This window comes from Paraburkholderia sp. EG304 (genome assembly GCF_046543485.1).
In the GTDB taxonomy this organism is placed as follows: Bacteria; Pseudomonadota; Gammaproteobacteria; order Burkholderiales; family Burkholderiaceae; genus Paraburkholderia; species Paraburkholderia youngii.
This window is the reverse complement of the sequence record NZ_JBKGUA010000008.1, coordinates 125,918-147,595: the sequence shown is the minus strand read 5'-3', so window position 1 is coordinate 147,595 and position 21,678 is coordinate 125,918. Positions and strand designations below refer to the sequence as shown.

General features: G+C 65.3%; 18 protein-coding genes and 1 pseudogene. 13 read left to right on the top strand and 6 right to left on the bottom strand.

The annotated features are described in order from the left end of the window. Nucleotides 1-66 precede the first annotated feature (66 nt). The 5 genes from ACLFKU_RS12595 (at nt 67) to ACLFKU_RS12575 (ending at nt 3,977) form a co-directional block, all read left to right on the top strand. Nucleotides 67-1,266, top strand: coding sequence for an amino acid aminotransferase (locus ACLFKU_RS12595; RefSeq protein ID WP_410849302.1), 1,200 nt, complete (start codon nt 67-69; stop codon nt 1,264-1,266). Between the two features lie 96 nt (nt 1,267-1,362). Continuing rightward, nucleotides 1,363-2,157, top strand: coding sequence for a class II aldolase/adducin family protein (locus tag ACLFKU_RS12590; RefSeq protein WP_410849301.1), 795 nt, complete (start codon nt 1,363-1,365; stop codon nt 2,155-2,157). Between the two features lie 71 nt (nt 2,158-2,228). Further along, complete coding sequence (locus ACLFKU_RS12585) at nt 2,229-3,212, top strand: 2-dehydropantoate 2-reductase (RefSeq protein ID WP_410849300.1); 984 nt, start codon at nt 2,229-2,231, stop codon at nt 3,210-3,212. Between the two features lie 202 nt (nt 3,213-3,414). Then, the gene (locus tag ACLFKU_RS12580) at nt 3,415-3,696 is read left to right on the top strand and encodes a hypothetical protein (protein WP_410849299.1); all 282 of its coding nucleotides are present in this window, start codon (nt 3,415-3,417) and stop codon (nt 3,694-3,696) included. Next, nucleotides 3,678-3,977, top strand: coding sequence for a hypothetical protein (locus ACLFKU_RS12575; protein WP_368583800.1), 300 nt, complete (start codon nt 3,678-3,680; stop codon nt 3,975-3,977). Before ACLFKU_RS12580 ends, ACLFKU_RS12575 begins: the two co-directional genes overlap by 19 nt. 44 nt (nt 3,978-4,021) lie before the next feature. Here the strand turns inward: ACLFKU_RS12575 and ACLFKU_RS12570 are convergent, their stop codons facing one another. The 3 genes from ACLFKU_RS12570 to ACLFKU_RS12560 form a co-directional block, all read right to left on the bottom strand. Continuing rightward, complete coding sequence (locus ACLFKU_RS12570) at nt 4,022-4,207, bottom strand: hypothetical protein (RefSeq protein ID WP_368583801.1); 186 nt, start codon at nt 4,205-4,207, stop codon at nt 4,022-4,024. Nucleotides 4,208-4,228: 21 nt separating this feature from the next. Next, a complete protein-coding gene (locus ACLFKU_RS12565) occupies nt 4,229-5,965 on the bottom strand; it encodes an FAD-dependent oxidoreductase (protein ID WP_410849298.1) in 1,737 nt (578 codons plus the stop codon). Between the two features lie 125 nt (nt 5,966-6,090). Further along, complete coding sequence (locus ACLFKU_RS12560) at nt 6,091-7,617, bottom strand: PLP-dependent aminotransferase family protein (RefSeq protein WP_410849297.1); 1,527 nt, start codon at nt 7,615-7,617, stop codon at nt 6,091-6,093. Nucleotides 7,618-7,807: 190 nt separating this feature from the next. On the opposite strand from ACLFKU_RS12560, the gene ACLFKU_RS12555 reads away from it, so the two are divergent. Continuing rightward, nucleotides 7,808-8,560: an SDR family oxidoreductase gene (locus tag ACLFKU_RS12555; protein WP_410849296.1), complete on the top strand. Its 753-nt coding sequence runs from the start codon at nt 7,808-7,810 to the stop codon at nt 8,558-8,560. 21 nt (nt 8,561-8,581) lie between these two features. After that, nucleotides 8,582-8,938, top strand: a pseudogene (locus tag ACLFKU_RS12550) (SDR family NAD(P)-dependent oxidoreductase); the annotation flags it as partial. A 74-nt stretch (nt 8,939-9,012) separates the two neighbouring features. Here ACLFKU_RS12550 and ACLFKU_RS12545 read toward each other — a convergent pair. Next, complete coding sequence (locus ACLFKU_RS12545; RefSeq protein ID WP_410842466.1) at nt 9,013-9,714, bottom strand: GntR family transcriptional regulator; 702 nt, start codon at nt 9,712-9,714, stop codon at nt 9,013-9,015. A gap of 231 nt (nt 9,715-9,945) precedes the next feature. Here ACLFKU_RS12545 and ACLFKU_RS12540 point away from each other — a divergent pair, with 231 nt between their 5' ends. The 4 genes from ACLFKU_RS12540 to ACLFKU_RS12525 are packed head-to-tail and all read left to right on the top strand — an operon-like array spanning nt 9,946 to nt 14,205. After that, nucleotides 9,946-11,241, top strand: a complete 1,296-nt coding sequence (locus tag ACLFKU_RS12540; protein WP_410849295.1) for an MFS transporter — start codon at nt 9,946-9,948, stop codon at nt 11,239-11,241. A 43-nt stretch (nt 11,242-11,284) separates the two neighbouring features. After that, complete coding sequence (locus ACLFKU_RS12535; RefSeq protein WP_410849294.1) at nt 11,285-12,013, top strand: aspartate/glutamate racemase family protein; 729 nt, start codon at nt 11,285-11,287, stop codon at nt 12,011-12,013. A gap of 10 nt (nt 12,014-12,023) precedes the next feature. After that, a complete protein-coding gene (gene hydA / locus ACLFKU_RS12530; RefSeq protein ID WP_410849293.1) occupies nt 12,024-13,439 on the top strand; it encodes a dihydropyrimidinase in 1,416 nt (471 codons plus the stop codon). 13 nt (nt 13,440-13,452) lie between these two features. Beyond that, a complete protein-coding gene (locus ACLFKU_RS12525) occupies nt 13,453-14,205 on the top strand; it encodes an aspartate/glutamate racemase family protein (RefSeq protein WP_410849292.1) in 753 nt (250 codons plus the stop codon). 12 nt (nt 14,206-14,217) lie between these two features. Here ACLFKU_RS12525 and ACLFKU_RS12520 read toward each other — a convergent pair whose 3' ends face one another. Next, on the bottom strand, nt 14,218-16,191 hold the full coding sequence (locus ACLFKU_RS12520) for an AI-2E family transporter (RefSeq protein WP_410849291.1): 1,974 nt from the start codon (nt 16,189-16,191) through the stop codon (nt 14,218-14,220). A 143-nt stretch (nt 16,192-16,334) separates the two neighbouring features. Beyond that, complete coding sequence (locus ACLFKU_RS12515) at nt 16,335-17,615, bottom strand: DUF445 domain-containing protein (protein WP_410849290.1); 1,281 nt, start codon at nt 17,613-17,615, stop codon at nt 16,335-16,337. Between the two features lie 210 nt (nt 17,616-17,825). On the opposite strand from ACLFKU_RS12515, the gene ACLFKU_RS12510 reads away from it, so the two are divergent. Continuing rightward, complete coding sequence (locus ACLFKU_RS12510) at nt 17,826-19,028, top strand: metallophosphoesterase family protein (protein ID WP_410849289.1); 1,203 nt, start codon at nt 17,826-17,828, stop codon at nt 19,026-19,028. Continuing rightward, a complete protein-coding gene (locus ACLFKU_RS12505) occupies nt 19,025-21,646 on the top strand; it encodes an AAA family ATPase (RefSeq protein WP_410849288.1) in 2,622 nt (873 codons plus the stop codon). The genes ACLFKU_RS12510 and ACLFKU_RS12505 overlap by 4 nt, the downstream gene beginning before the upstream one ends. Nucleotides 21,647-21,678: the final 32 nt, after the last annotated feature.

The following is a 21,678-nucleotide window of genomic DNA, read 5'->3' as shown; positions in this document are numbered from 1 at the left end:
TGTCATCGCGCGGCGCGCGGACGACCGCTACAACAGGCCTGCACAGGCCGCCTTCAAGGACCCGTCATGTTCGACCATATTCCCGCCTATCCGGGCGACCCGATTCTGAGCCTGAACGAAGACTTTCAGCTGGACCCCCGGCCGAACAAGGTCAACCTCAGCATCGGCATCTACTTCGACGACGCCGGCAAGCTGCCGGTGATCGACGCGGTGCGCCGCGCCGAAACCGCGCTGCTCGACGCGATCGGCCCGCGCTCGTATCTGCCGATGGCGGGTCTGCCTCTGTATCGCGACACCGCGCAGGCGCTGGTGTTCGGCACCGACAGCGCGGCGCGCGCCGAAGGCCGGATCGCGACGCTGCAAACGCTCGGCGGCTCGGGCGCGCTGAAGGTAGGCGCCGATTTCCTGAAGCGCTATTTCGGCGGCTCGCAGGTGTGGATCAGCGACCCGAGCTGGGAAAACCATCGCGTGATATTCGAAGGCGCGGGCCTGACGGTCAACACCTACCCGTACTACGACCCGCAAACGGGTGGCCTGCGTTTCGCCGAGATGCTCGCCGCGATCGACGCATTGCCGGAAAAGAACGTCGTGCTGCTGCACGCGTGCTGCCATAACCCGACCGGCGTGGATCTGAGCCCGGCGCAATGGGCGGAACTGGCGCCGGTTTTGCAGCGCCGCAAGCTGATCGCGTTCGTCGACATGGCCTACCAGGGTTTCGGCGCGGGCCTCGAAGAAGACGCCGCACCCGTGCGCCTGCTAGCCGACGCGAACGTGCCGCTGATCGTCGCGAACTCGTTCTCGAAGAATTTCTCGCTGTACGGCGAGCGTGTCGGCGCGTTGAGCGTGGTCTGCAAGAGCGCCGACGAAGCGGCGCGCGTGGCGGGCCAACTGATGTCGGCGGTGCGCGCGAACTACAGCAATCCGCCGACGCACGGCGCGCGCCTCGTCGCCAACGTGCTCGCCGATGCGACGCTGCGCGCGTCGTGGGAAGCCGAGCTCGGCACGATGCGCGAGCGCATTCTGGCGATGCGCAACGTGATCCACGCGGGGCTCGACGGACGCGTCGACGAAGTGATGCGCGCGCGCTATGTCGCGCAGCGCGGCATGTTCACGTACACGGGCCTGTCCGAAAGCCAGGTCGAGCGTCTGCGCAACGAATACGCGGTGTACGTGCTGCGCTCGGGCCGCATGTGCGTCGCCGGGCTGAACGCGCGTAACGCGGACTATGTCGCGTCGTCGATCGCGGCGGTGGTGTCGGGCGCCTGAAGCCGTCCGGCGGTTCAGCCGCCGTTGCAGCACGCGTGAACAGGTGGCGGCGCGCATGGCCGCGCCGTCACAACCACAATCATGGAGACACTGACGATGGCCACGACCCTCGAAGCGCAACCGGCGAGCTCGTCCAGACCGGCCGCGATGCATCCGGACGAATGGCAGGCGCGCGTGCAGCTCGCCGCGTGCTACCGGATCTTCGATCTGCTCGGCTGGACCGAGATGATCTACAACCACATCACGCTGCGCGTGCCCGAAACCGTCAGCGGCGCCGAGCGCCACTTCCTGATCAACCCGTTCGGGCTCCACTACAGCGAAGTCACCGCGAGCAATCTGGTGAAGATCGATGCACACGGGCGGGTGCTCGACGGCTCGCCGTATCCGGTGAATCCGGCCGGCTTCGTCGTGCATGCGGCGATTCACGAGGGCTTGCCCGACGCGCACTGCGTGATGCATACGCATACGACAGCGGGCGTCGCGGTGGCCTGTCTCGAAGAGGGCCTGCAGCAAACCAACTTCTATAGCGCGCAGTTGCACGACCGGATCGCGTATCACGACTTCGAAGGCATCACGATTCACGCGGAAGAGGGCCCGCGGCTGCTCGCGCATATCGGCGACAAACAGGCGGTAATCCTGCGCAACCACGGTCTGCTATCGTGGGGCCGGACGTTGCCGCAGACCTTCGCGATTCTGTGGACGCTGAATCGCGCGTGCGAAATCCAGATGGCGACGTTTTCGATGGGCCGCGCGCGGCCGGTGCCGGAGGAGGTCGCGATGCGCTGTTCGCGCGACGCGCTGCAGTTCGACCCGCGCCACGGCGCCGGGCAGGACGTGTTCGATGCGCTGGTGCGGCGGGTCGACCGGATCGATGCGAGCTACCGGCAATGATTGAAGCCACCCGCAAAAGAGCGCGACAATCAACGCTGCGATAAACACAGCAACAGGCAAGGATTCAAGCGATGAAAGTAGCGATCTACGGCGCCGGCGCGATCGGCGGCTGGATGGGAGTGAAGCTCGCGCAGGCGGGGCATCAGGTCAGCGTGGTCGCGCGTGGCGCGACGCTCGACGCGGTGCGCCAGCACGGTCTGCGGCTGATCGAAGGCGGCGTGATCTACGCCGAGCAGGTGAAGGCGAGCGACAAGCCGGCCGACCTCGGCGTGCAGGAGCTCGTCGTGATCGCGGTCAAGGGCCCGGCGATGGCGGCGGTGGCCGCGCATATTAAACCGCTGCTCGGCCCCGAGACGATCGTGCTGACGGCGATGAACGGCGTGCCGTGGTGGTTCTGCGACGGCCTCGGCGGCGAGCTCGCCGGCCAGCGCCTGAAGACGATCGACCCCGACGGCGCGATCGCCGCCGCGATCCCGACCGCGCAGACGGTCGGCTGTGTCGTGCATGCCAGTTGCCTGATCGACGCACCCGGCGTGATCCGGCATCACCAGGGCAATGGGCTGATCGTCGGCGAGGCGTCGGGCAAGCCGAGCGAGCGTGTCGAACTGCTCGCCGCGCTGTTGCAGGCGGCGGGCTTCCATGCCACGGCCTCCGCGCAGATCCAGCGCGACGTCTGGTTCAAGCTATGGGGCAACATGACGATGAACCCGGTCAGCGCGATCACCGGCGCAACGACCGACCGGATTCTCGGCGACGAACTCGTGCGCGGCTTCGTCACGCACATCATGCTGGAGGCGAAGGAAATCGGCGCGCGCTTCGGCATCCCGATCGACCAGGCGCCCGATGACCGTCACGCGGTCACGCTTAAGCTCGGCGCGATGAAGACGTCGATGCTGCAGGACGTGCAGGCCGGCAAGGCGGTCGAACTCGACGCGCTGGTCGGCGCGGTGCGCGAGCTTGGGCAGCTGACGCACGTGCCGACGCCTTATACGGATGCGTTGCTCGGGCTCGCGCGGCTGCATGCGAGTACGTTGGGCTTGTATCCGAAGCAGTGAGGTTGTCGTCGTAGCGCCTTCGGGTCTGGGAAGGAAGAAAAGCCGCGCGTTGATCGCGCGGTTTTTTTTTGGCACTCGCGGAATACCGGACTTCGTTCAAAACACATCCAACGTTGCCGTCCTCTAGTCAGCGGTGTAACGACCGCCACGGGCACACGGGCAATTACGCGTCGCTGTGGCCGTTTGCAACTGGGAGACAGCGATGGGTATCAATGTAAATGGCCAATTGGTCGGCAGCGGAGTCGATCTGAATGCGGGCGACTCCGCGTTCTGGTGGGTGGGTCCGATGAACTACGGCGAAATCCTGTGGGCGGCAGCCATCCCCCTGTCGGGACTGCCGTGGGACAAGAACATCGAAGTCCGCAACCTTTCCAACGATTGCGATGCCGAGGGCAATCGTGTCGCGCTGCTGGAGGTGCATAACACGAGCGCAACCGACTTTGCTTCCTACGGACTCTTCATTGCATGGACCGACGCAATTTGAACCTGGCCGCTGTGCATTCGCTCAATTCCATCGAACATGACGAGGAGTCCCCCATGAAGGTCCATATCGAATACGATCAGCAAGGCAATATCAAAGCGATCGCCGTGCTGGCCAGCGGCGGCCAAAAGCGTGGAATGCTCAAGGCGAGCGCTGGCCACAGCATCGCCGAAGTCGATTTTCCCGACGGCAAGCATCCCGGCGATCTCGATCATTTGAAGGAGATTCGCCAGCGCTATCGCATTGAGCCGCACGGCGGCAGTCATCGGCTCGCGGAAAAATAATCGGCTCGCCACCGCCTCCGGGGAGGCGGTTTCTTTTTCCGACGCTAGGCCGCGGCGGCGGCCGGCAGTTTCGCCGCTTCGATCAACGACAACGCCCGCCGCGGGTCGTCGAGTTCGGTCAGACACAACAGCGCGAGGCGCGCCAGATAAAGCGACGCCTGCGCTTCGCCTTCGTGGGTCAGCGTGTTGCACAGCGTCGTATAGACGAGGTCGAGATCGGAATCGGTCATGGTGTCGAGGGTCCTTGCGCGTTAGTTCTGCGGCGTCAGCGTGGCATCGAGCGCGTGCCGCACGGCGGCCGGGCTGCCTTTGCGCCAGCGCGCCAGCACGTGGCCGTCGGGGCGGATCAGATAGACAGTGCCGGGCTGTGCGCCGAGCATGTCGTGCAGGCGGCCGGTCGGGTCGATCGCTCGAGGACCGTTCGTCGATCGCGCTTCGGCGGTGACGATGTCGATCAGGTTGAACGGAATGCCCTGGCTGGCTAGCGTGCTTTGCAGTTGCTGCCACGACTCAGCGTCGTTCGTGTGGTCTGCGTCGAAGCGCAGCGCGGTGAAGCACGGCCCGAGCAGGTCGGTTAGATGAATGCCGATCCGTGCGCCATCCTGCGATTGTTTGAGCAGCCTGCACTCGGGCAGCACGGTGCCGGGCGCGGGACCGCGATCGAATGCATCGGCCGTGTCGCCCGCGAAGTTCAGCGGCGATTGCCGGTACGCGATCGCATGCGTCTGGCGCGGATTGATCAGCGGCCGCACCGCCGCATGATGCTCGGCGAGTCCGAGCACGGCCGTGCGCAGCAGATCGAACGCGAAGGTCGGCGGCGCCATGAATTCGGTGCTTTTCATGCCGTAGCTGAGATTCTCGCGCGCCGCATACACACGTTCGTCGCTATAGCTATCGAGCAGCGCTGGCGAAGCGTTCCCATTGATCACGCAGCCGAGCTTCCAGCCGAGATTGTCGGCGTCGTCGATGCCGGAGTTCGCGCCGCGCACGCCGAAGATCGGCACCAGATGCGCGGCGTCGCCCGCGAACAGCACGCTGCCGTGCCGGTAGCGTTCGAGCGTTAGCGCATTGGCCTTGTAGATCGTGATCCAGATCGGCGACCACGCGCCGGTTTCGCCCATCGAGTCGAGCAGGTTTTGCACGCGCGGCATCACGTTCTCGGGCAGCACGGCGGCGTCGGGGTCTTCGTCGTCGCGCAACTGATAGTCGATGCGCCACACGTTGTCGGGCTGCTTGTGCACCAGCACCGTCGAGCCCCGATTCGACGGCGGATCGAAATAAGCGAGACGTTCGGTCGCGCGCGTGCTGTCGAGTTCGATATCGACGATCACGTAGCGGCCTTCGTAGGTCGTGCCGGTGAGCTTCAGCCCGAGCAGGTCGCGGATCGTGCTGCGTCCGCCGTCGCAGGCGACGACCCACGCGGCGTCCATCTGCCAGCTCGTGCCTTTCGAATCGGCAGATTCGGCGCTGCGCAGCGTCAACGTCGCGCCGCCTTGCGGCCGTTGCACGAGGCCCGTCACACGCGTTTGCCAACGCACGTCGATCAGATCGCCGTGCCGTTCGATCTGGTCGAGCAGCAGCTGTTCGATCTGATACTGCGCGATATTGATCATCGGCGGCAGCGACTGCTCGTCGTCCTGATGCATCGCGAAGCGGAACACCTCGGTGTCGCGATAGAAGCTGCGCCCGCCGGTCCACGCCAGCCCCTTTTGCAGAAACCCATCGACGACGCCGAGCCGCTTGAAGATTTCGAGGCTGCGTCGCGAGATGCAGATCGCGCGGCTGCCGGTGCAGACGCTGTCGTCGGCCTCGATCAGCACCGAGCGCACGCCCTGGCGCGCGAGCGCAAGCGCGAGCGTCATGCCGACGGGACCGCCGCCGACGATCGCGACGGCGCGCGTTTGTGGATCGCGTCCGTCGACGAGCGGCGGCAGTGCGGCCGGATAACGGCGCGGCGCGAACGGATAGGGCTTGAACGGACGGGTCATGCGTGTCTCCAGTTTGCTTGCGTTATCGGTGCAGTATGCGGCAGCGTGCGTGCGCGGCTGTCCTCATTTTGGGTACGACGGCGCGACGTGTGACGACTGGTAAAGACCCGAACCTTCGCCCGTCGTCAGCGGTCCAGACACGCGCGCAAGGTCCGCGCGAGGCGGCCCGCTTCGGCTGCATTGGCGATGTTTGCGAAGCCCATCACCAGGCCACGCGGCGTGCGAGCTGTGCGGCCATTCGCGTACCAGATCGAAAGCGGCAGTACGGCCAAGCCGGCTTCGCGGGCGCGCGCCGCAAACGCGACGTCGTCGACCGGGCCATCAGGGCCCTCGGCGAACTGTGCGGCGAACTGGATTCCCCCTGGCGGCAATTTGACGATCAGCCTTTCGCCGAACGCCTGCTCCAGCGCGCGCACGATCAACACGCGCCGCTCCGCGTATAGCGCACGCATGCGCTTCAGATGTCGCGCGAAATGCCCCCGTTCGAGAAAGTCGGCCAAAGCGGCCTGCAACAGGGTTGGCGATCCGGCGTTCATGCTGCGTGCCACCCGCCCGACACGCTCGACGGCCCGCTCCGGCACCACCGCATACGCGAGCCGCAGGCCGGGAAACATCACCTTGCTGAAGGTGCCGCAATAGATCACGTGATCGTGACGGTCGAGGCTCTTCAATGCCGGCAACGGCCGGCCCAGATAGCGGAACTCGCTGTCGTAGTCGTCTTCGACGATCCAGCTGGACGCTTGCTCTGCCCAGTCCAGCAACGCGATGCGCCGGGAGAGCGATAACGTGTGCCCGAGCGGGCTCTGATGCGACGGCGTGACCAGCGCGAAGCGCGCCTGCGCATCCAGCCGTGTGCCGTGTTCCACGTCGATGCCTTCATCGTCCACCGGCACTGCGATGAGCTTTACGCCGGTTTCGGCGAGAAAACCGCGCGCGAGCAGATAGCCCGGATCTTCGTACCACACGCTGTCGTTCGGGCGGGCGAGACTGCGCAATACGAGTTCGAGCGTCGCACGGTAGCCGCCCGTCACGAACACCTGGTCCGGCAGGCAGGTCACGCCGCGCGACAGCCCAAGATACGTGGCGATGTGCTCGCGCAGCGGCCGGTAGCCGGCAGGGTCCGGGTACGCGAGCATTGCGCGCTCGCCGCTGCGTGCGCGATGCGAAACGAGGCGATTCCAAACCTTGACCGGAAATGCGTCGAGCGCGGGCAGGCCGGGTTGCAACGGCCGGGGCTCGCCGCTCATGGCGGCCGCAATGGCAAGCTGGCGCGGCGCCGGTTGCGCGCCGTGGGATTCGCCCGGCGTCCGAGGTGCGGTAGCCGTTTTAGCGCTTGGCTTGCCGTTCGAATCTTTTGCGCTTTGCGTACGCGTGCGCGTCACGGTAGCTGGCAGAGAGGGCGACACGAACGTGCCAGCCGCACCGCGCATCTGCAGATAACCTTCGTCGACGAGGATCGTATAGGCCAGTTCAACCGTTCCGCGCGCCGTGTTCAGTTGCGTAGCGAGGCTGCGCAGCGCGGGCACACGATCGCCCGAACGCAGATGCCCTGCGGCGATCGCGGTTCTGAAGCGCGCGCAGATCTGCTGGTAGATCGGTAACTCGAGTTGCCGATCGATATCGACGGTGAATGCAGTAGGCGGCACGGTCATGACTGTCTGGCCAGCAAGTGGACCAGAATCAGGATGTCCTGGTCCATTCGACAATTCTTGGCACTATTCGATGGTTCATGATCTTCCCACAATAGCCTCACACGATGCGACGGCGGCGAGCGCTTTCCCTCGATGAAACAGCCGCCAGCCGTCTGCCCGTGCCAACTGACTCATATCTGGAGGATGTCCCATGAAAATCGTCGTAATCGGTGGTTCCGGGCTGATCGGCTCGCGCGTCGTCAAGCTGCTCGGCGAGGCGGGTCACGAGGCAATTGCTGCGTCGCCGCGTACCGGTGTGAACGCGGTAACGGGCGAAGGGCTGAGCAACGCGCTCGCGGGCGCGGACGTCGTAGTGGATGTGGCGAACGCGCCTTCCTGGGAGCCTCAGGCGGTGCTCGACTTTTTCCGCGCCTCGACGCGCAACCTCGGCAAAGCCGAAGTGGCGGCAGGGGTACGCCATCACGTCGCGCTTTCGATCGTCGGCTGCGAGCGCACGCCGGAAAACGCCTATTTCGTTGCCAAGGTCGCGCAGGAAGAGGCAATTGAAGCAGCGGGTGTGCCCTACACGATCGTGCGCGCGACCCAGTTCATGGAATTCATCGGCGCGATTGCCGATGCCGGCACCGAAGGCGGGACGGTGCGCGTTGGGGACGGACTCTTCCAGCCGATAGCCGCGGATGACGTCGCAGCGATCCTCGCGCAGGTCGCTCTAGCCACGCCACTGAACGGCACCGTGGATATCGCGGGCCCGGACCGTGAACCGTTTGCCGCGATCGTCAGCCGTTATTTGAAGTCTGTCGGCGACCCGCGCGCGGTTGTGGCGGATCAGGATGCACGCTACTTCGGCGGCCGCGTCGAGGAACAGTCGCTGGTGCCGCTCGGCGATGCGCGGATTGGCCGCGTGAGTCTGGACCAGTGGCTGGCGCAATCCAAAAAGGGGTGATGTCAGGTTTATGCGAAACCGCAACTCGCGATCGCCGAAATGGAAAGGTATTCGAGCGGCCACGTGGTTAGCGTCACGTCCAGCGCTGTCGACGCTGCGATCAGTGGCGTGTATTCGACACTCGCGGCCCTGACGAAGGGCGGTCTGAACGCTGTCACGAAGTCGCTGGCGATCGAGTACGCGAGCCAAGGGATTCGCGTGAATGCCGTCGCGCCGGGGATCATCAAGTCACCGATGCACGCGCCGGAAACCCATCAGGCGCTGGGCGCCTTTCACCCGCTGGGACGCATGGGCGAGATGAGCGATATCGCCGACGCGATTCTCTTCCTTGATTCCGCACCGTTCATCACGGGAGAAATTCTGCACGTCGACGGCGGTCACCGTGAGGCGGTGCCCACGTCCAATGTCTGCACCCACGGCGTTCAAGCCAATGCGGGTTTCACAGACCTTCACTACTCGTTCCCTTTTGCGGTTTCGAGCACTTTCATCACTTCCGCGGCGGTGTGTTCCGAATGCTCGCGCAGTAAGCGGGCGAGGCATGCTCCATCGCGTCTGGATAGCGCGTCCAGTATTTCACTGTGTTCGCCGAGGGACTCGGCCCAACGCAGCACATCGGCATTAGCCGCACCTCTCGCGCGGTGAATCTTGCTCATCAACGATGCGTACATGTCAGATAACACCGGATTGCCGGCGACGTCGACGATGTGCTGATGCACTTTCTGGTTCGCGCGGTAGTAGGCCGTACGCTTGCCTTCGCGGTGGTACGTCTCCATGGTGCGATGGCGCTCCATCAGCACCTTCATCTGCTTGTCGTCGATGCGCTGCGCCGCGAGCCGTCCGGCCGTTTCCTCCAGTCCATGCAGCACTTCGAAGATGGCGGCAATCTCGGCCTTGTTGATCGGTGCGACCTGAAAGCCCATGTGCTGCCGGTGGGTCACATACCCCTCGGTCACGAGCGTTTTGAGCGCCTCGCGTACCGGCGTTCTCGAGATGTCGAACCGCTCGCACAGCGCTTTCTCGTCGATATGCTCGCCGGGCGCCAATTCACCTTCGAGAATCATCTCGCGCAACCGCTCGGCGATTGCCGCGTACATACCCGTGCCGCGCAGGCTGACGCGCTTGCGTGTATCAGCCGGTAGTGAATTCATGTCCATGTCGCCTGTTTCCGTTTTTGCATCTTCGGTCTTCGCTTAATTGTCTTACAGCTTCGGCCGACTATCTACAGAAAATAAAAAAAGTATTGAAATCAAATAAATACAGCGCTTGTAATCCATAATTAGGCATCATATACTGCGCTTGCGCATGCAGCGCACTGGTCCCGGAGCGATCCCTGGACACAGACATGAGACCCCAAAGCCATGATCAGGCGAACGGAGGAGACACAGATGCAAACCGTAAATGCGGCCGTGCAGGCCGAGGTCAGGACCGGCGTACGCTGGAAAATCTTCCTGATCATGCTGATGCTGATTTCGATCAACTATGTGGACCGGGCCTCGCTGTCCGTCGCGATGCCCCTCATCGCCAAGGAGTTTCATATCGCCCCGGCAGTGCAGGGACTGATCCTCAGTTCGTTCTTCTGGACCTACGCGTTCATGCAGATTCCAGGGGGCATGCTGGCTGACCGTTTCAAACCGCGCATCGTGATCGCCTGTGCGACGTTGTTCTGGGGCTTCTTCCAGGGCATTGCCGCGGTCTGCACGTCGGCGACCGCGCTGATCTTCACGCGGCTGGGGCTGGGCGCTGCCGAAGCACCGATCTATCCGGCGGGCGGCAAGCTCAACGCAATGTGGATGACGCGGCACGAACGCGGCCGCGGGGCGACGCTGCTCGACGGCGGCGCGCCGCTGGGAGCGGCACTCGGCGCGGTGATCATCTCCGGGCTGATCAGCGAATTCGGATCGTGGCGCACTTCCTTCGTGGTGGCCGGTATCGGAACCATGCTCGCCGGCCTGTTTGCCTGGTACTACATCCGCAACAACCCGCGTGAGCATCCGGCCGTGAATCAGGCCGAAGCCGAGTATCTCGAAGCGGCACTGCAGGAAGAGCACCTCAGCGAGCCGGTTCATGCCAGCGGCCGCAGCCTGGATTTTTTCCGGTATCGCTCGGTGTGGGGCATGTTCTTTGGCTGGATGTGCTTCAACTCGCTGTTTTACGGCTTGCTCACCTGGATGCCGAACTATCTGAACAAGGTTCACGGCTTCAATATCCAGCAGATGGGCGGAGCCAGTTTCGCGATCTTCTTCAGCGGCTTCGTCGGCGAACTGATCGGCGGCTGGATCGCCGACAAGTGGAAGGCGGCGGGCGGTTCGCCCAACCGCGTGATGCGCACGCTGTTCGGAATCGCCGCGGTGGCGGCAACCGTGTCGATCTTCTCGGTCGCCTATGTCGGGAATGCCGCGACGGTGGTGGTGTTGCTGGCCTCCACGTTGTTCTTCCTGCGCTGGTGCGGTCTTTACTGGTGCCTGCCGTCCATCCTCGGGACACGCGACAAGGTCGGCTTTCTCGGCGGCTTCATGAACCTGGGCGGCAATATCGGCGGCGTTCTGGTTCCGATCATCGTCGGCCTGATCGTGCAGGCCACCGGTTCGTATTTTCTGGCGTTGATGTTTTTCGCCGCAGCAGGCGGAGGGCTCCTCGTCTGTTCGACGCTGATCGACTACGAACGCAAATTGCCCGTCTAAGCCGGACTTTTTTCACCCTTAACACTTGATTGCTGACTTCATCATGAGCAAACGCGTCATGCTCGGCATGCTTACACCGTCGTCCAACACCGCGCTCGAACCGATCACGAGCGCGATGGTGGCCCAGTTGCCCGGTGTCAGTGCCCATTTTTCCCGCTTCAAGGTCACCGAAATCTCGCTATCCGGGCAGGCGCTCGGGCAGTTCGACACCACCAACATCATTCAGGCCGCGCGGCTGCTGGCCGACGCCAAGGTCGACGTGATCGGATGGAACGGCACCTCGTCCGGCTGGCTCGGTTTCGAGACCGACCGCCGCCTGTGCCGCGAAATCCAGGAAGCGACCGGCATTCCCGCAACCACGTCGGTACTGGCGCTGAACGAGATTCTGGACAAGACCGGCGTGAAGAAATTCGGCCTGGTCAGTCCGTATCTGAAGGATGTCCAGCAGAAGATCGTCGCCAATTACCGCGACAGCGGCATCGACTGCTCATCCGAAAACCACCTCGGCCTGAAGGCGAACTTCGAGTTCTCCGAGGTAAGCGAAGAGACGCTGCGTGCACAGATCCGCGATGTCGCCGAGCACCGGCCGGAAGCGATCGTCACTTTCTGCACCAACCTGCACGCTGCGCATCTGGCGGCGGAAGTGGAGCGGCACCACGGTGTCCCGCTCTACGACACGATCTCCACCGTGGTGTGGAAATCGTTGAAGCTGGCTGGCTACGATACGACCCGGCTTGCAAGCTGGGGCCGCCTGTTCTCCGAAGTCCTTTGAGAGGACCGTCATGACAACCATGTACGACCTGGTAATCCGCAACGCGGACGTGGTAACCGCGTCCGAGCGCTTCAATTGCGATATCGGCGTGAAGGACGGCATCGTCGTCGCGCTGGGCCGCGATCTCGATGCCGGCAGGCGCGAGATCGACGCCACCGGCCTGCTGGCGTTGCCCGGCGGCATCGACGCGCACTGCCATCTCGATCAACCCATGCCGGAAGGGCTGAAGATGGCGGACGACTTCAACAGCGGCACCCGTGCTGCCGTGTGCGGCGGGACCACGACCGTGATCCCGTTCGCCGCGCAGGCAAAAGGGCAATCGCTGAAAGCCGCGGTGGCCGACTACCATCGCCGCGCCGAAGGCCGCGCGGTCACCGACTACGCGTTCCACCTGATCGTCTCCGATCCGACACCGAAGGTGCTGGAAAGCGAACTCCCGGAATTGATCGCCGCCGGTTACACGTCGTTCAAGATCTATATGACCTACGACGATCTCAAGCTCAGCGACCGCGAGATCCTCGAGGTGATGGATGTGGCGCGCCGCAACCAGGCGCTGGTCATGGTGCATGCCGAGAATTCGGATTGCATCGCGTGGCTGACCGACCGGCTCACCGAAGCCGGCAAGCACGCGCCGAAGTATCACGCGCTGTCGCGCCCGGCGGTGGTCGAGCGGGAAGCGACGCATCGGGCGATCGCGTTCTCCGAACTGGTCGACGTGCCGATTCTGATCGTGCATGTGTCGGGACAGGACGCGATCGAACAGATCGAATGGGCGCAGCAGCGCGGCCTGAACATCTATGCCGAGACCTGCCCGCAATACCTTTACCTGACGGCCGAAGATCTCGGCCACGAGGACGGCTATCACGGCGCCAGGTGCGTTTGCAGTCCGCCGCCACGCGACTCGTCCAGCCAGAAGGCCGTGTGGAGCGCATTAAAGCGCGGCGTATTCAGCGTCTTCTCGTCCGACCACGCGCCGTTCTCATACGACGATCCGCAGGGCAAAAAGCCCGGTGGCGAGGAAGTGTCGTTCGAGCACATCCCGAACGGCATCCCCGGCATCGAAACCCGCCTGGCGCTACTGTTCGATGGCGTGAACCGCGGGAAGCTGTCGCTGCACAAGTTCGTCGAACTGACGTCGCTGAATCCCGCGAAGCTGTACGGCCTCTATCCGCGCAAGGGGACGATCGCCGTCGGCGCCGACGCCGACATCGTGCTTTGGGACCCGCTCAAGCAGATCACCATTGCGAACGACGCGCTGCATCACAACGTCGACTACACGCCGTACGAGGGACGCACCGTCCAGGGTTGGCCGAAGCACTGTCTGTCACGCGGCGAACTGCTGGTCGAGAGCGGGCGCTATCTCGAGCCGGAAGCGGGCCGGGGCCGCTTTCTGGCCGCTGGCAAGCCCCAGTACGTCGACCTCTGAAGTGGAGAGCAGTATGAAGATCCTGGTGATCAATCCGAATATCTCCGAAAGTGTATCGGCGCTGATCCAGACGGAGGCGCAACGCAGTGCTTCGCCTGATACCGAGATCGAGGTTGCGACCGCGCCGTTCGGCGTTGCCTACATCGAGACCCGCTTCGAAGCGCTGGTCGGCGCGTACGCGAGCGCGTGCATGGCGGCCGAACGCCATGGCAGCTACGATGGTGTGGTGGTCGCGGCGTTCGGCGATCCGGGCCTGCAGGGCATCAAGGAACTGCTCGACGTGCCGGTAGTCGGGCTGACCGAGTCGGCATTGCTGACTGCGGCAGCGCTCGGGCAGCGCTTCTCGATCATCGCGATCTCGCCGCGAATCAAGGCGTGGTACCGCGAGACTGTCGAGCGCAGTCATCTGGCGAGCCGGCTCGCCAGCATCCGCGCGCTCGACGAGCCGTTGCACGATATCGGCAGCGTGCAGCAGGATCACGCAGCGAGACTGAAGGCGCTGTGCAACCAGGTCGTCGACGATGACGGCGCCGACGTCATCATCATCGCCGGCGCGCCGCTAGCGGGTCTCGCACGTGAGATACGTGACGAATTGCCGGTGCCGGTGGTCGATGGTGTATCGAGTGCGATTACGCAGCTCGAGGGCCTTATCCGGTTAGGTCCGAAAAAGGCGACGAAGGGCAGTTTCGCCCAGCCGCCAGTCAAGCCGAATCGGGGTCTGCCCGAGCCGCTCGAACGATTGCTGAGCAGCGAGCAGACGCGTTGATCCAGCGCGGTCTCAGCCCGCGCTGGCCGCCTGCGATTGCTGTCGCATGGGCTGCCCACTCGTCGCCGCGTGACACGCCTGGATCATCGCGCGGAACGTCGGCGACGCATGCAGCTCGCCGCCCGCATCGAGTTCGACACTGTCGTCCGGCGCGTCGCCGACGCCGACCACCAGCGTCGCGCGCGGCCGCCATTCGCGCGTGCGCCGCAGCATGTTGCGCAGATACGGCGGCGACTCGGGCGCGTCGAGCGACACGATGCAGATGATCGAGGTGTCCTTGAAGCTCGGCTCATCGGCGCGCGCGCTGCGATAGCCCGAGTGCGTCGCCATCAGCGGCGCGAAACCCTGGCGGTTCAAGAGTTGCACGGCGATGGCCGTCGTCACTTCGTCGAATGCGCCGCGGCCGGGCACGCACAACACTGCGACCTTGCTCGCTTCGTCCGACTGTGGCGAGCGCGACCGCAGATCGCTGCCGTAGCGCTCCGAGGCGCCCGCGCCCGGCGACGCGAGGTCCGGCGCCCCGGCAAGCAGCGCATTGCCCGTGTCAGCCGGTTCGACTGGTGACAGCGTGTCGCGCAGTCCGTCGGCGATTTCGAGGTTCTCGACGATATCGGCGAGCGCGTCGTTGATCCGCTGCAACTGCTCGGGCATCAGCACGCCGCGCTGCGCGTCGTTGCGCGCAAGCCGCAGGCCTTCGAGCGCGACCTTGTCGTAGTAGTCGATCAGCGACATCTCGCGCAGCAGCCGTTCGGCCTGCACGATCGCCTCGTGCGGATCGTCGGCGAGCAGGCGCTGATAGAAGTTCTGCGCGGGCGTCAGCGCGGGCTGATCGCCGAGCAGCACGGTCAGGAAGTTCAAGCGGTCCGCGTAGCGCCCGAGCGTGACGACGCACAGCGTGAGCGGCGTCGACAGCACGAGGCCGATCGGCCCCCACAGCCAGCTCCAGAAAATCGCCGCGACCACCACCGCGAGCGGCGACAGGCCCGAGCGATGACCGTACAGCAGCGGCTCGGCGATCTGCCCGGCGACCACGTCGACGACGATGAACAGGATCAGCGTGAGGACCGCCATCGTCCATTGCGGCTGGATCGCGGCCGCGAGAAACACCGCGAGGATCGCGGCGATCCAGATGCCGATGTATGGCACGAAGCGCAGCAAAGCGGCGATCACGCCGAACAGCAGCGCACCCGGTACGCCGATGATCGCGAGCCCGATCGCGATGATGCCGCCCGCGCTCAGATTCACGCCGAGCTGCGCGACGAAATAGCGTGACAGGCGCCCGGCGGCGTCGTTGATCGCGGTGGTCGTGCGGTGCAGATCGCGGGAGCCGAACAGGCTGATCAGACGGTCGCGCAAATCCTCGCGCTGCAACAGGATGAAGATCGTCACGACGAGCACGATGAAGGTCGTCTCGATCGGCGCGATGGCCGGCGTCAGTGCGCGCTGCGCGAGCTGCACCGGCGTCGGCGCGGGCTCGTGTACTTCGACCTGTTGCGGCACCTGCGGCGCGTTGCGCGCGGCGCGGCCAGTGGGGCGCGGCGGCGCGGGACGCGACGGCGCCATGCGCTGCAGCGCGCTGGCGGCGCTGCTCATCAGCGAATCGGCGCGGCCCACGGTTTTTTCCTGCACCGTTTCGATCTTCTGCTCGATCGCTTCCTGGTACTGCGGCAGCGCGTTCGCGAGCTGCACCAGCTGCGCGCCGATCAGCGCACCGACCGCGAGCAGCGACGCGAGAGCGAACAGCACCGCGATGAAGATGGACGGCAACTGGCCCATGTGCAGACGCCGCAGCATCTGCACGAGCGGCGCGAGCAGGAAGCTCAGCAGCACCGACAACGTGATCGGAATCAGCACCTCCCGGCCGAAGTACAGCGCGCACACCACCACCACGCCGGTGATCAGCGACACGAGGCCATGCAGGCCCGGCGTGCCCGGCGGATAAACGCGATTGGGGCGCCCATGCGGCGGCGGCAGCGATATTTTCATGTAAACACAATTCCGGTTGGGACGCGTTGACGACCGAGCGGAGCACTGGTCGTCCGCAAGACATATGCCCGAATTGTAGGCGGTTTGGTGCGAGCAGGGCTCACGCGCGTCTACGTGTCGGGTGGCTCAATGAGCGCGAATCGTCAGCCTACATGCACCCGCAACATCTCCAGCAACTGCGAGCTCACGTACAGCAGCAAGCCGATAAATCCTCCGACGATCGTCCCATTGATGCGGATGTACTGCAGATCCTTGCCGATATTCATCTCGACCTGGCGTGACATCTCATGGGCGTCCCAGTTCTTCACGGTATCGCTGATATGGCGCGTGAGGAACTGCGCGAAGTCGGGCGCCATCGCGCGCGCGGCTTCTTCGAGGTGATCGTTCAGCGATTGCCGCAGCGCTGGATCGCGCGCGAGTTCGCGACCGACCCACGCGCCCATCGCGGCGACACGCGCATGCAGTGCCGAGTCGGTGCTTTGCAGGTCGCGCTTGAGCCGCGCGCGCAGTTCGCCCCACATGTCCTTCACGTAGCTGCTGAAAGCCTCGCCTTCGACCAGATAGCGCTTCAGCGCTTCGCCCTGTTGCAGGAAAACCGGATCGGTCTTCAGCCGCACGATCAGCTTCTGCACGACCCGGTCGAACCTGTCGCGCAGCTCGTGCGTGGGGTTCTCGGCGATCTGTTCGAGCATACGGTTCGCGGCGCTCGCGATCGCCTCTGCTCCCTTGTCGCCGATCCACGCCGACGGCAGAAACTTCTCGATCGTCGGATACTCGCTTTTCACCCAATCGACGATGCGCGCGGCAATGAACTCGCGCGCCGGCGCCTCGCGCAGCACCGCGATCACCTGATCGATCGCGGTGTCGAGCAGTTCCTGATGACGGCCGTCGCGCGTCAGCGTGTCGAGGACCGCGCCGAGCGACTGCGACAGATCGACCTTCGCGAGCACGTCGCGCAGGCCGTCCTTGATGAAGTTCTGGATGCGCGCGTCGTCGGCCACCTCGAGGATGCCGCCGGTGAGGCGCACCACGTAGTCGCCGAGACGCGCGGTGTTGGCCGATTCGCTGAGCCACGTGGTGATGGTCTGCGCCGGATCGTGCCGGCGGATCAGACCGACCAGCGACGGCACGTCGAGAAACTTGTCCTGCACGAAGTGCGCGAGGTTGTCGGCGATCTTGTGCTTGTTGCGCGGGATGATCGCGGTGTGCGCGGACACGACCGGAATCGGCACGCGCCGAAACAGCGCCGCGACCGCGAACCAGTCGGCGAGCGCGCCGACCATCGCGGCCTCGGCGACGGCCTTGATGCCGTCGACCCACAGGCCGCGCGGCAGGAACGCGGTGACGACGAAAACGCAGGCGGCCGCGAGCAGCAGCAGTAAGGGCGTGCGCTTGGCCTTCTTCAGTTCGGTGGTCTTGTCCATCGGGCGCGGTTGATCGTGTCGGGCGGCGGGCGGCTGAAAGGTGGGCGGGGCAGCCGGTTCGGTTGCAATGATGCGGTACGGCCCGCGCACGCGTCCAGCCTGGATACGCGCATGCAATACGCGCCGGGGCTTCGGCAAGGTAACATTCGCGGTTGGGCTCGTCGTCGAGCCTCACGCAAGACGGCGCAACGCAATCGCAATGGAGGCACAGTGATCAGGTTTCTGCACACCGCGGATTGGCAGATCGGCACGCAGTTCGGTCAGTTCGAACCGGACGAGGCCGCGCATCTCGCTCAAGCTCGCTTCGACACCGTGCGCCGCATCGCCGAAGAAGCGGCCGCGCGCAACGTCGACGCGGTGCTCGTCGCGGGCGACGTGTTCGACCTGCAGACGGTGTCGGACACCGTGATCCGTCGTTTGTTCGGCGCACTGCAAGCGTTTTCCGGAACCTGGATCATGCTGCCGGGCAATCACGACGCGGCGCTGGTCGAAAGCGTGTGGACCCGCGCGCAGCGGCTCAATTGCGTGCCGCCGAACGTGCGCATCGTGCTCCAAACCGGCGTCGTGCTGCTCGATGCGTGCCGTTGCGCGCTGCTGTGCGCGCCGCTCACGCAGCGCATCACCTACGACGACACCACCGCATTCTTCGATTCCACCGAGACGCCGCCCGGCTATCACCGCGTGGGGCTTGCGCATGGCAGCGTCGGCGGCATCCTGCAGGAGGGCATCGATTCGTCGAACCCGATCGCGCCGACGCGCGCCGTGAGCGCGCGGCTCGACTATCTGGCGCTCGGCGACTGGCACGGCCATCTGCGCGTCGACGAACGCACCTGGTACGCGGGCACGCACGAACAGGACCGTTTCCGCGCGAACGAACCGGGCTTCGTGCTCGACGTCACGATAAGCGAGCCGGGAGCGTCGCCGCAGGTCGAGGCGGTGCGAGTCGGGCAATACCGCTGGCATCGCTGGGATGAGACGATTTCGGTGCCGACCGACATCGACGCACTGAAAGCCCGCCTCGCCGAACTCGGCGCGAATGACGTGCTGCGCATCGAGGTCGGCGGCACCGCGGCGCTTGCCGATGCCGAGGCGCTGCATGTCGCGGTCGAAGAGGCTCGCGCGTGCGTGCGCGCGTTGCGTGCCGATCTGAGCAGCCTGCACGTGCTGCCCACCGCCGACGATCTCGCCGAACTCGGCGCGCAAAGCGGCTATCTCGCGAAGGTGGTCGCGCGGCTGCGCGCCTTGCAGGAAGACGCACAGGTCGATCCGCAACAGGCGCGGCGCGCGGCGGAAGCGTTGCTGCTGCTGGCGCGCTTTCAGCGCGAACAGTGGCACCGCGATTCCCATGCCGCACCACCCGCGCAGGCGCGCGATCGGCAACCTGAAGCGCCGCGTGAAGGAGCCTGCGCATGAAGCTGCAACGTATCGCGATTCAGGAATTCAGGCAGTTCGGCGGGCAGCTCGTGATCGACGATCTGCAGCCCGGTCTCAACCTGTTCGTCGGCCCGAACGAGGCCGGCAAAAGCACGATTGCCGAAGCGGTGCGCACGGTGTTCCTCGAACGCTACAAGGCCTCGCATCTGAAGGACCTGTTGCCGTGGGGACTCGCGAACGGGCAGCCGTCGGTCGAGGTCAGCTTCGAGCTCGATGGGGTAGCGTGCCGTCTGTCGAAGCAGTTCGTGTCGCGTCAGCGCTGCGAGCTGAGGATCGGTCAGGCCGTGTATAGCGAGGACGAAGCCGAAGACAAGCTCGCCGCGCTGCTCGGCTTCTCGCGCGCGGCGCGCGGTCCGATGAAAGCCGAGAACGCCGGCGTGCCGGGTCTGTTGTGGGTGCAGCAAGGCGGCACGCAGGAGATGCGCGATTCGACCGGGCACGCGGCGCAGTATCTGCGCGACGCGCTCACGCAACTGTCGGGCGGCCGCGAAGCGGGCGGCGAGGACGCGCTGATCGCGGCCGTGCAGCGCGAGCTGCGGCAACTGCTGACCGCGCGCACGCAGAAGTCCACCGGGCCGCTCGCCGAGGCGGAGCAGAAGCTCGCCGCGCTGATCGCGAGCCGCGACGAGTTGCGACAGCAGCGCCAGCAGTTCGACGACAACATCGCGCGGCTCGCCTCACAACAGCAGGCGTTCGACGACGCCGAGCGCCGGCGTCCGTGGGAGCTTCACGAGCAGAAGGCCGCGCTCGCGCAGCAACGCGCCGTGGCGGTCGAGCAACTCGAACGCGGTCTCGAAGGGCTCGCGCAGTCGCTGAAGATCGGCGAGGCCGAGCTCGCGTTGTCGGTGCAGCAGGAGCAGGGCGCGCTCGAACTCGAAGCGGCCATCGCGCGCGAACGAGAGCAACTCGACGCGGCGCGCGCCGAGGTCGCGGCCGCGCAAACCGCGCATGCGCAGGCGCAAAGCCGCGTGGCGCAATTCGAGCAGGCAGCCGCCGAGGCGAACCGTGCGCTCGAACTCTCGAACGCGGCCGTGACCGCCGCCGATCTGCGCAGCCAGGTCGATTTCTATCGGGCGGAGAGCCAGCGGCTCGAAGCGTCGATCGGCGAGGCGGACAAGGCAAACATGGCGGTGCTGCAGGCCGCGCGCGACGCGGCAGCGCTCGAACTCGACGACGCGCAGTTCAAGCGCCTCGTCGCGCTCGATGGTGAGTTGACCGTGCTGCGCGCGCGGACCGAGGCGGCGATGACGCGCATCGAATACAGCTTGAACGGCGAGTTGCGCGTCGGCGGTGAGACGATCAGCGGCACGGGCGTGCTGCGTGTCGATGAAGAAAAGCGCATCGGCCTCGGCGAGCTTGGCGAATTGCGCGTGATTCCGGGTGTGTCCGATCTGTCCGCGCGATTGTCGGAACTGGCATCGCTCGAAGCGAAGCACGCGCAGTTGCTGCTCACGCTCGGCGTTGCGTCGGTGGCCGATGCGCAGGCGCGTCACGAGCAATGGAAAACGCTGGTCGCGCAACAGAAGAGCCAGGCGAGGATACTCGAGGTCCATGCGCCGCAAGGCATCGATGCGTTGCGCGCGGCGCTGGCATCGACGGCGGCGCGCTTGCAGGCGTCGAGCGAGCGCCTGGCCGGTCTGCCCGACGTGTCGGCGGCGCCGCCGCTCGAGGACGCGCGCCGCAATGCCGACATCGCGCGCGACGCGTTGGAGGCCGCGCGCAAGGTGCTCGCGCAAGCGGCGGGCGCGCAATCCACCGGCGTCGCGAAGGCCGATTCGCTGACGGCGCAACTGCAGCGCAAAGAAGCGCAGCTGAACGACGAAGCGTTCCGGCGCAATCGCGCGCAGTGGCAGGCGCATATCGTCGAGCAGCGCGTGAAGGTCGATGCGCTGAAGAACCAGCGCGGCGAGCGCGAACGCGAACTCGATGCGGCGCGTCTGGACGACCCCGTGGCGGAGGCGAAGCGCTATCGCGCATCGGCGGAACTGGCGCGCAACGAGCAGCATGAGCGTCAACTGCGCATCGCGGAACTGCGTAGCCAGCTCGAAACGATGGGCGCATCGGGCCTTGGCGAACGGCTTGCCGCGCTCGAAGCGCAGGTCGAGCAGGCCACGCGCCGCAAGGACGAACTGAGCCTGCGCGCGAGCGCGCTGAGTCTGCTCGACGAGGTGCTGGTCGACGAACGCGACGCCGCGCTGGCACAACTGCGCGCGCCGTTGACCGAGCGGCTCGGTCATTATCTGAAGCGGATTTTTCCGCAGTCGAGCCTCGCGCTCGGCGACGATCTGATTCCGGCGATGCTCGATCGCGACGGCCGCGCGGAACTGCTCGACGCGCTGAGCTTCGGCACGCGCGAGCAGCTCGGCATCCTGACGCGGCTCGCGTACGCGGACCTGTTGCAGGCCTCAGGCCGGCCCACTCTGCTGATGCTCGACGATGCCGCGGTCCACACCGATGCGGCGCGCCGCGACGCGCTCAAGCGCGTATTGATCGACGCGGCGACGCGGCATCAGATTCTGGTGTTCACGTGTCATCCGGAGTTGTGGGACGACCTGGGCGTCAGGCAGCGGGCGGTGCAGGATTTGAAGGTGGCGTGAGCGGGACGGGCCGGCACCACCCGGTACGGCCC

Excerpts from the sequence above, each read along its gene's own strand:
- ACLFKU_RS12565 (WP_410849298.1), bottom strand. The coding sequence starts at position 5,965 with ATGACCCGTCCGTTCAAGCCCTATCCGTTCGCGCCGCGCCGTTATCCG.
- ACLFKU_RS12515 (WP_410849290.1), bottom strand. The coding sequence starts at position 17,615 with ATGGACAAGACCACCGAACTGAAGAAGGCCAAGCGCACGCCCTTACTG.
- hydA (WP_410849293.1), top strand. The coding sequence starts at position 12,024 with ATGACAACCATGTACGACCTGGTAATCCGCAACGCGGACGTGGTAACC.
- ACLFKU_RS12570 (WP_368583801.1), bottom strand. The coding sequence starts at position 4,207 with ATGACCGATTCCGATCTCGACCTCGTCTATACGACGCTGTGCAACACG.
- ACLFKU_RS12595 (WP_410849302.1), top strand. The coding sequence starts at position 67 with ATGTTCGACCATATTCCCGCCTATCCGGGCGACCCGATTCTGAGCCTG.
- ACLFKU_RS12580 (WP_410849299.1), top strand. The coding sequence starts at position 3,415 with ATGGGTATCAATGTAAATGGCCAATTGGTCGGCAGCGGAGTCGATCTG.
- ACLFKU_RS12545 (WP_410842466.1), bottom strand. The coding sequence starts at position 9,714 with ATGGACATGAATTCACTACCGGCTGATACACGCAAGCGCGTCAGCCTG.
- ACLFKU_RS12590 (WP_410849301.1), top strand. The coding sequence starts at position 1,363 with ATGGCCACGACCCTCGAAGCGCAACCGGCGAGCTCGTCCAGACCGGCC.
- ACLFKU_RS12585 (WP_410849300.1), top strand. The coding sequence starts at position 2,229 with ATGAAAGTAGCGATCTACGGCGCCGGCGCGATCGGCGGCTGGATGGGA.
- ACLFKU_RS12535 (WP_410849294.1), top strand. The coding sequence starts at position 11,285 with ATGAGCAAACGCGTCATGCTCGGCATGCTTACACCGTCGTCCAACACC.
- ACLFKU_RS12575 (WP_368583800.1), top strand. The coding sequence starts at position 3,678 with ATGGACCGACGCAATTTGAACCTGGCCGCTGTGCATTCGCTCAATTCC.
- ACLFKU_RS12555 (WP_410849296.1), top strand. The coding sequence starts at position 7,808 with ATGAAAATCGTCGTAATCGGTGGTTCCGGGCTGATCGGCTCGCGCGTC.
- ACLFKU_RS12520 (WP_410849291.1), bottom strand. The coding sequence starts at position 16,191 with ATGAAAATATCGCTGCCGCCGCCGCATGGGCGCCCCAATCGCGTTTAT.
- ACLFKU_RS12525 (WP_410849292.1), top strand. The coding sequence starts at position 13,453 with ATGAAGATCCTGGTGATCAATCCGAATATCTCCGAAAGTGTATCGGCG.
- ACLFKU_RS12560 (WP_410849297.1), bottom strand. The coding sequence starts at position 7,617 with ATGACCGTGCCGCCTACTGCATTCACCGTCGATATCGATCGGCAACTC.
- ACLFKU_RS12540 (WP_410849295.1), top strand. The coding sequence starts at position 9,946 with ATGCAAACCGTAAATGCGGCCGTGCAGGCCGAGGTCAGGACCGGCGTA.
- ACLFKU_RS12505 (WP_410849288.1), top strand. The coding sequence starts at position 19,025 with ATGAAGCTGCAACGTATCGCGATTCAGGAATTCAGGCAGTTCGGCGGG.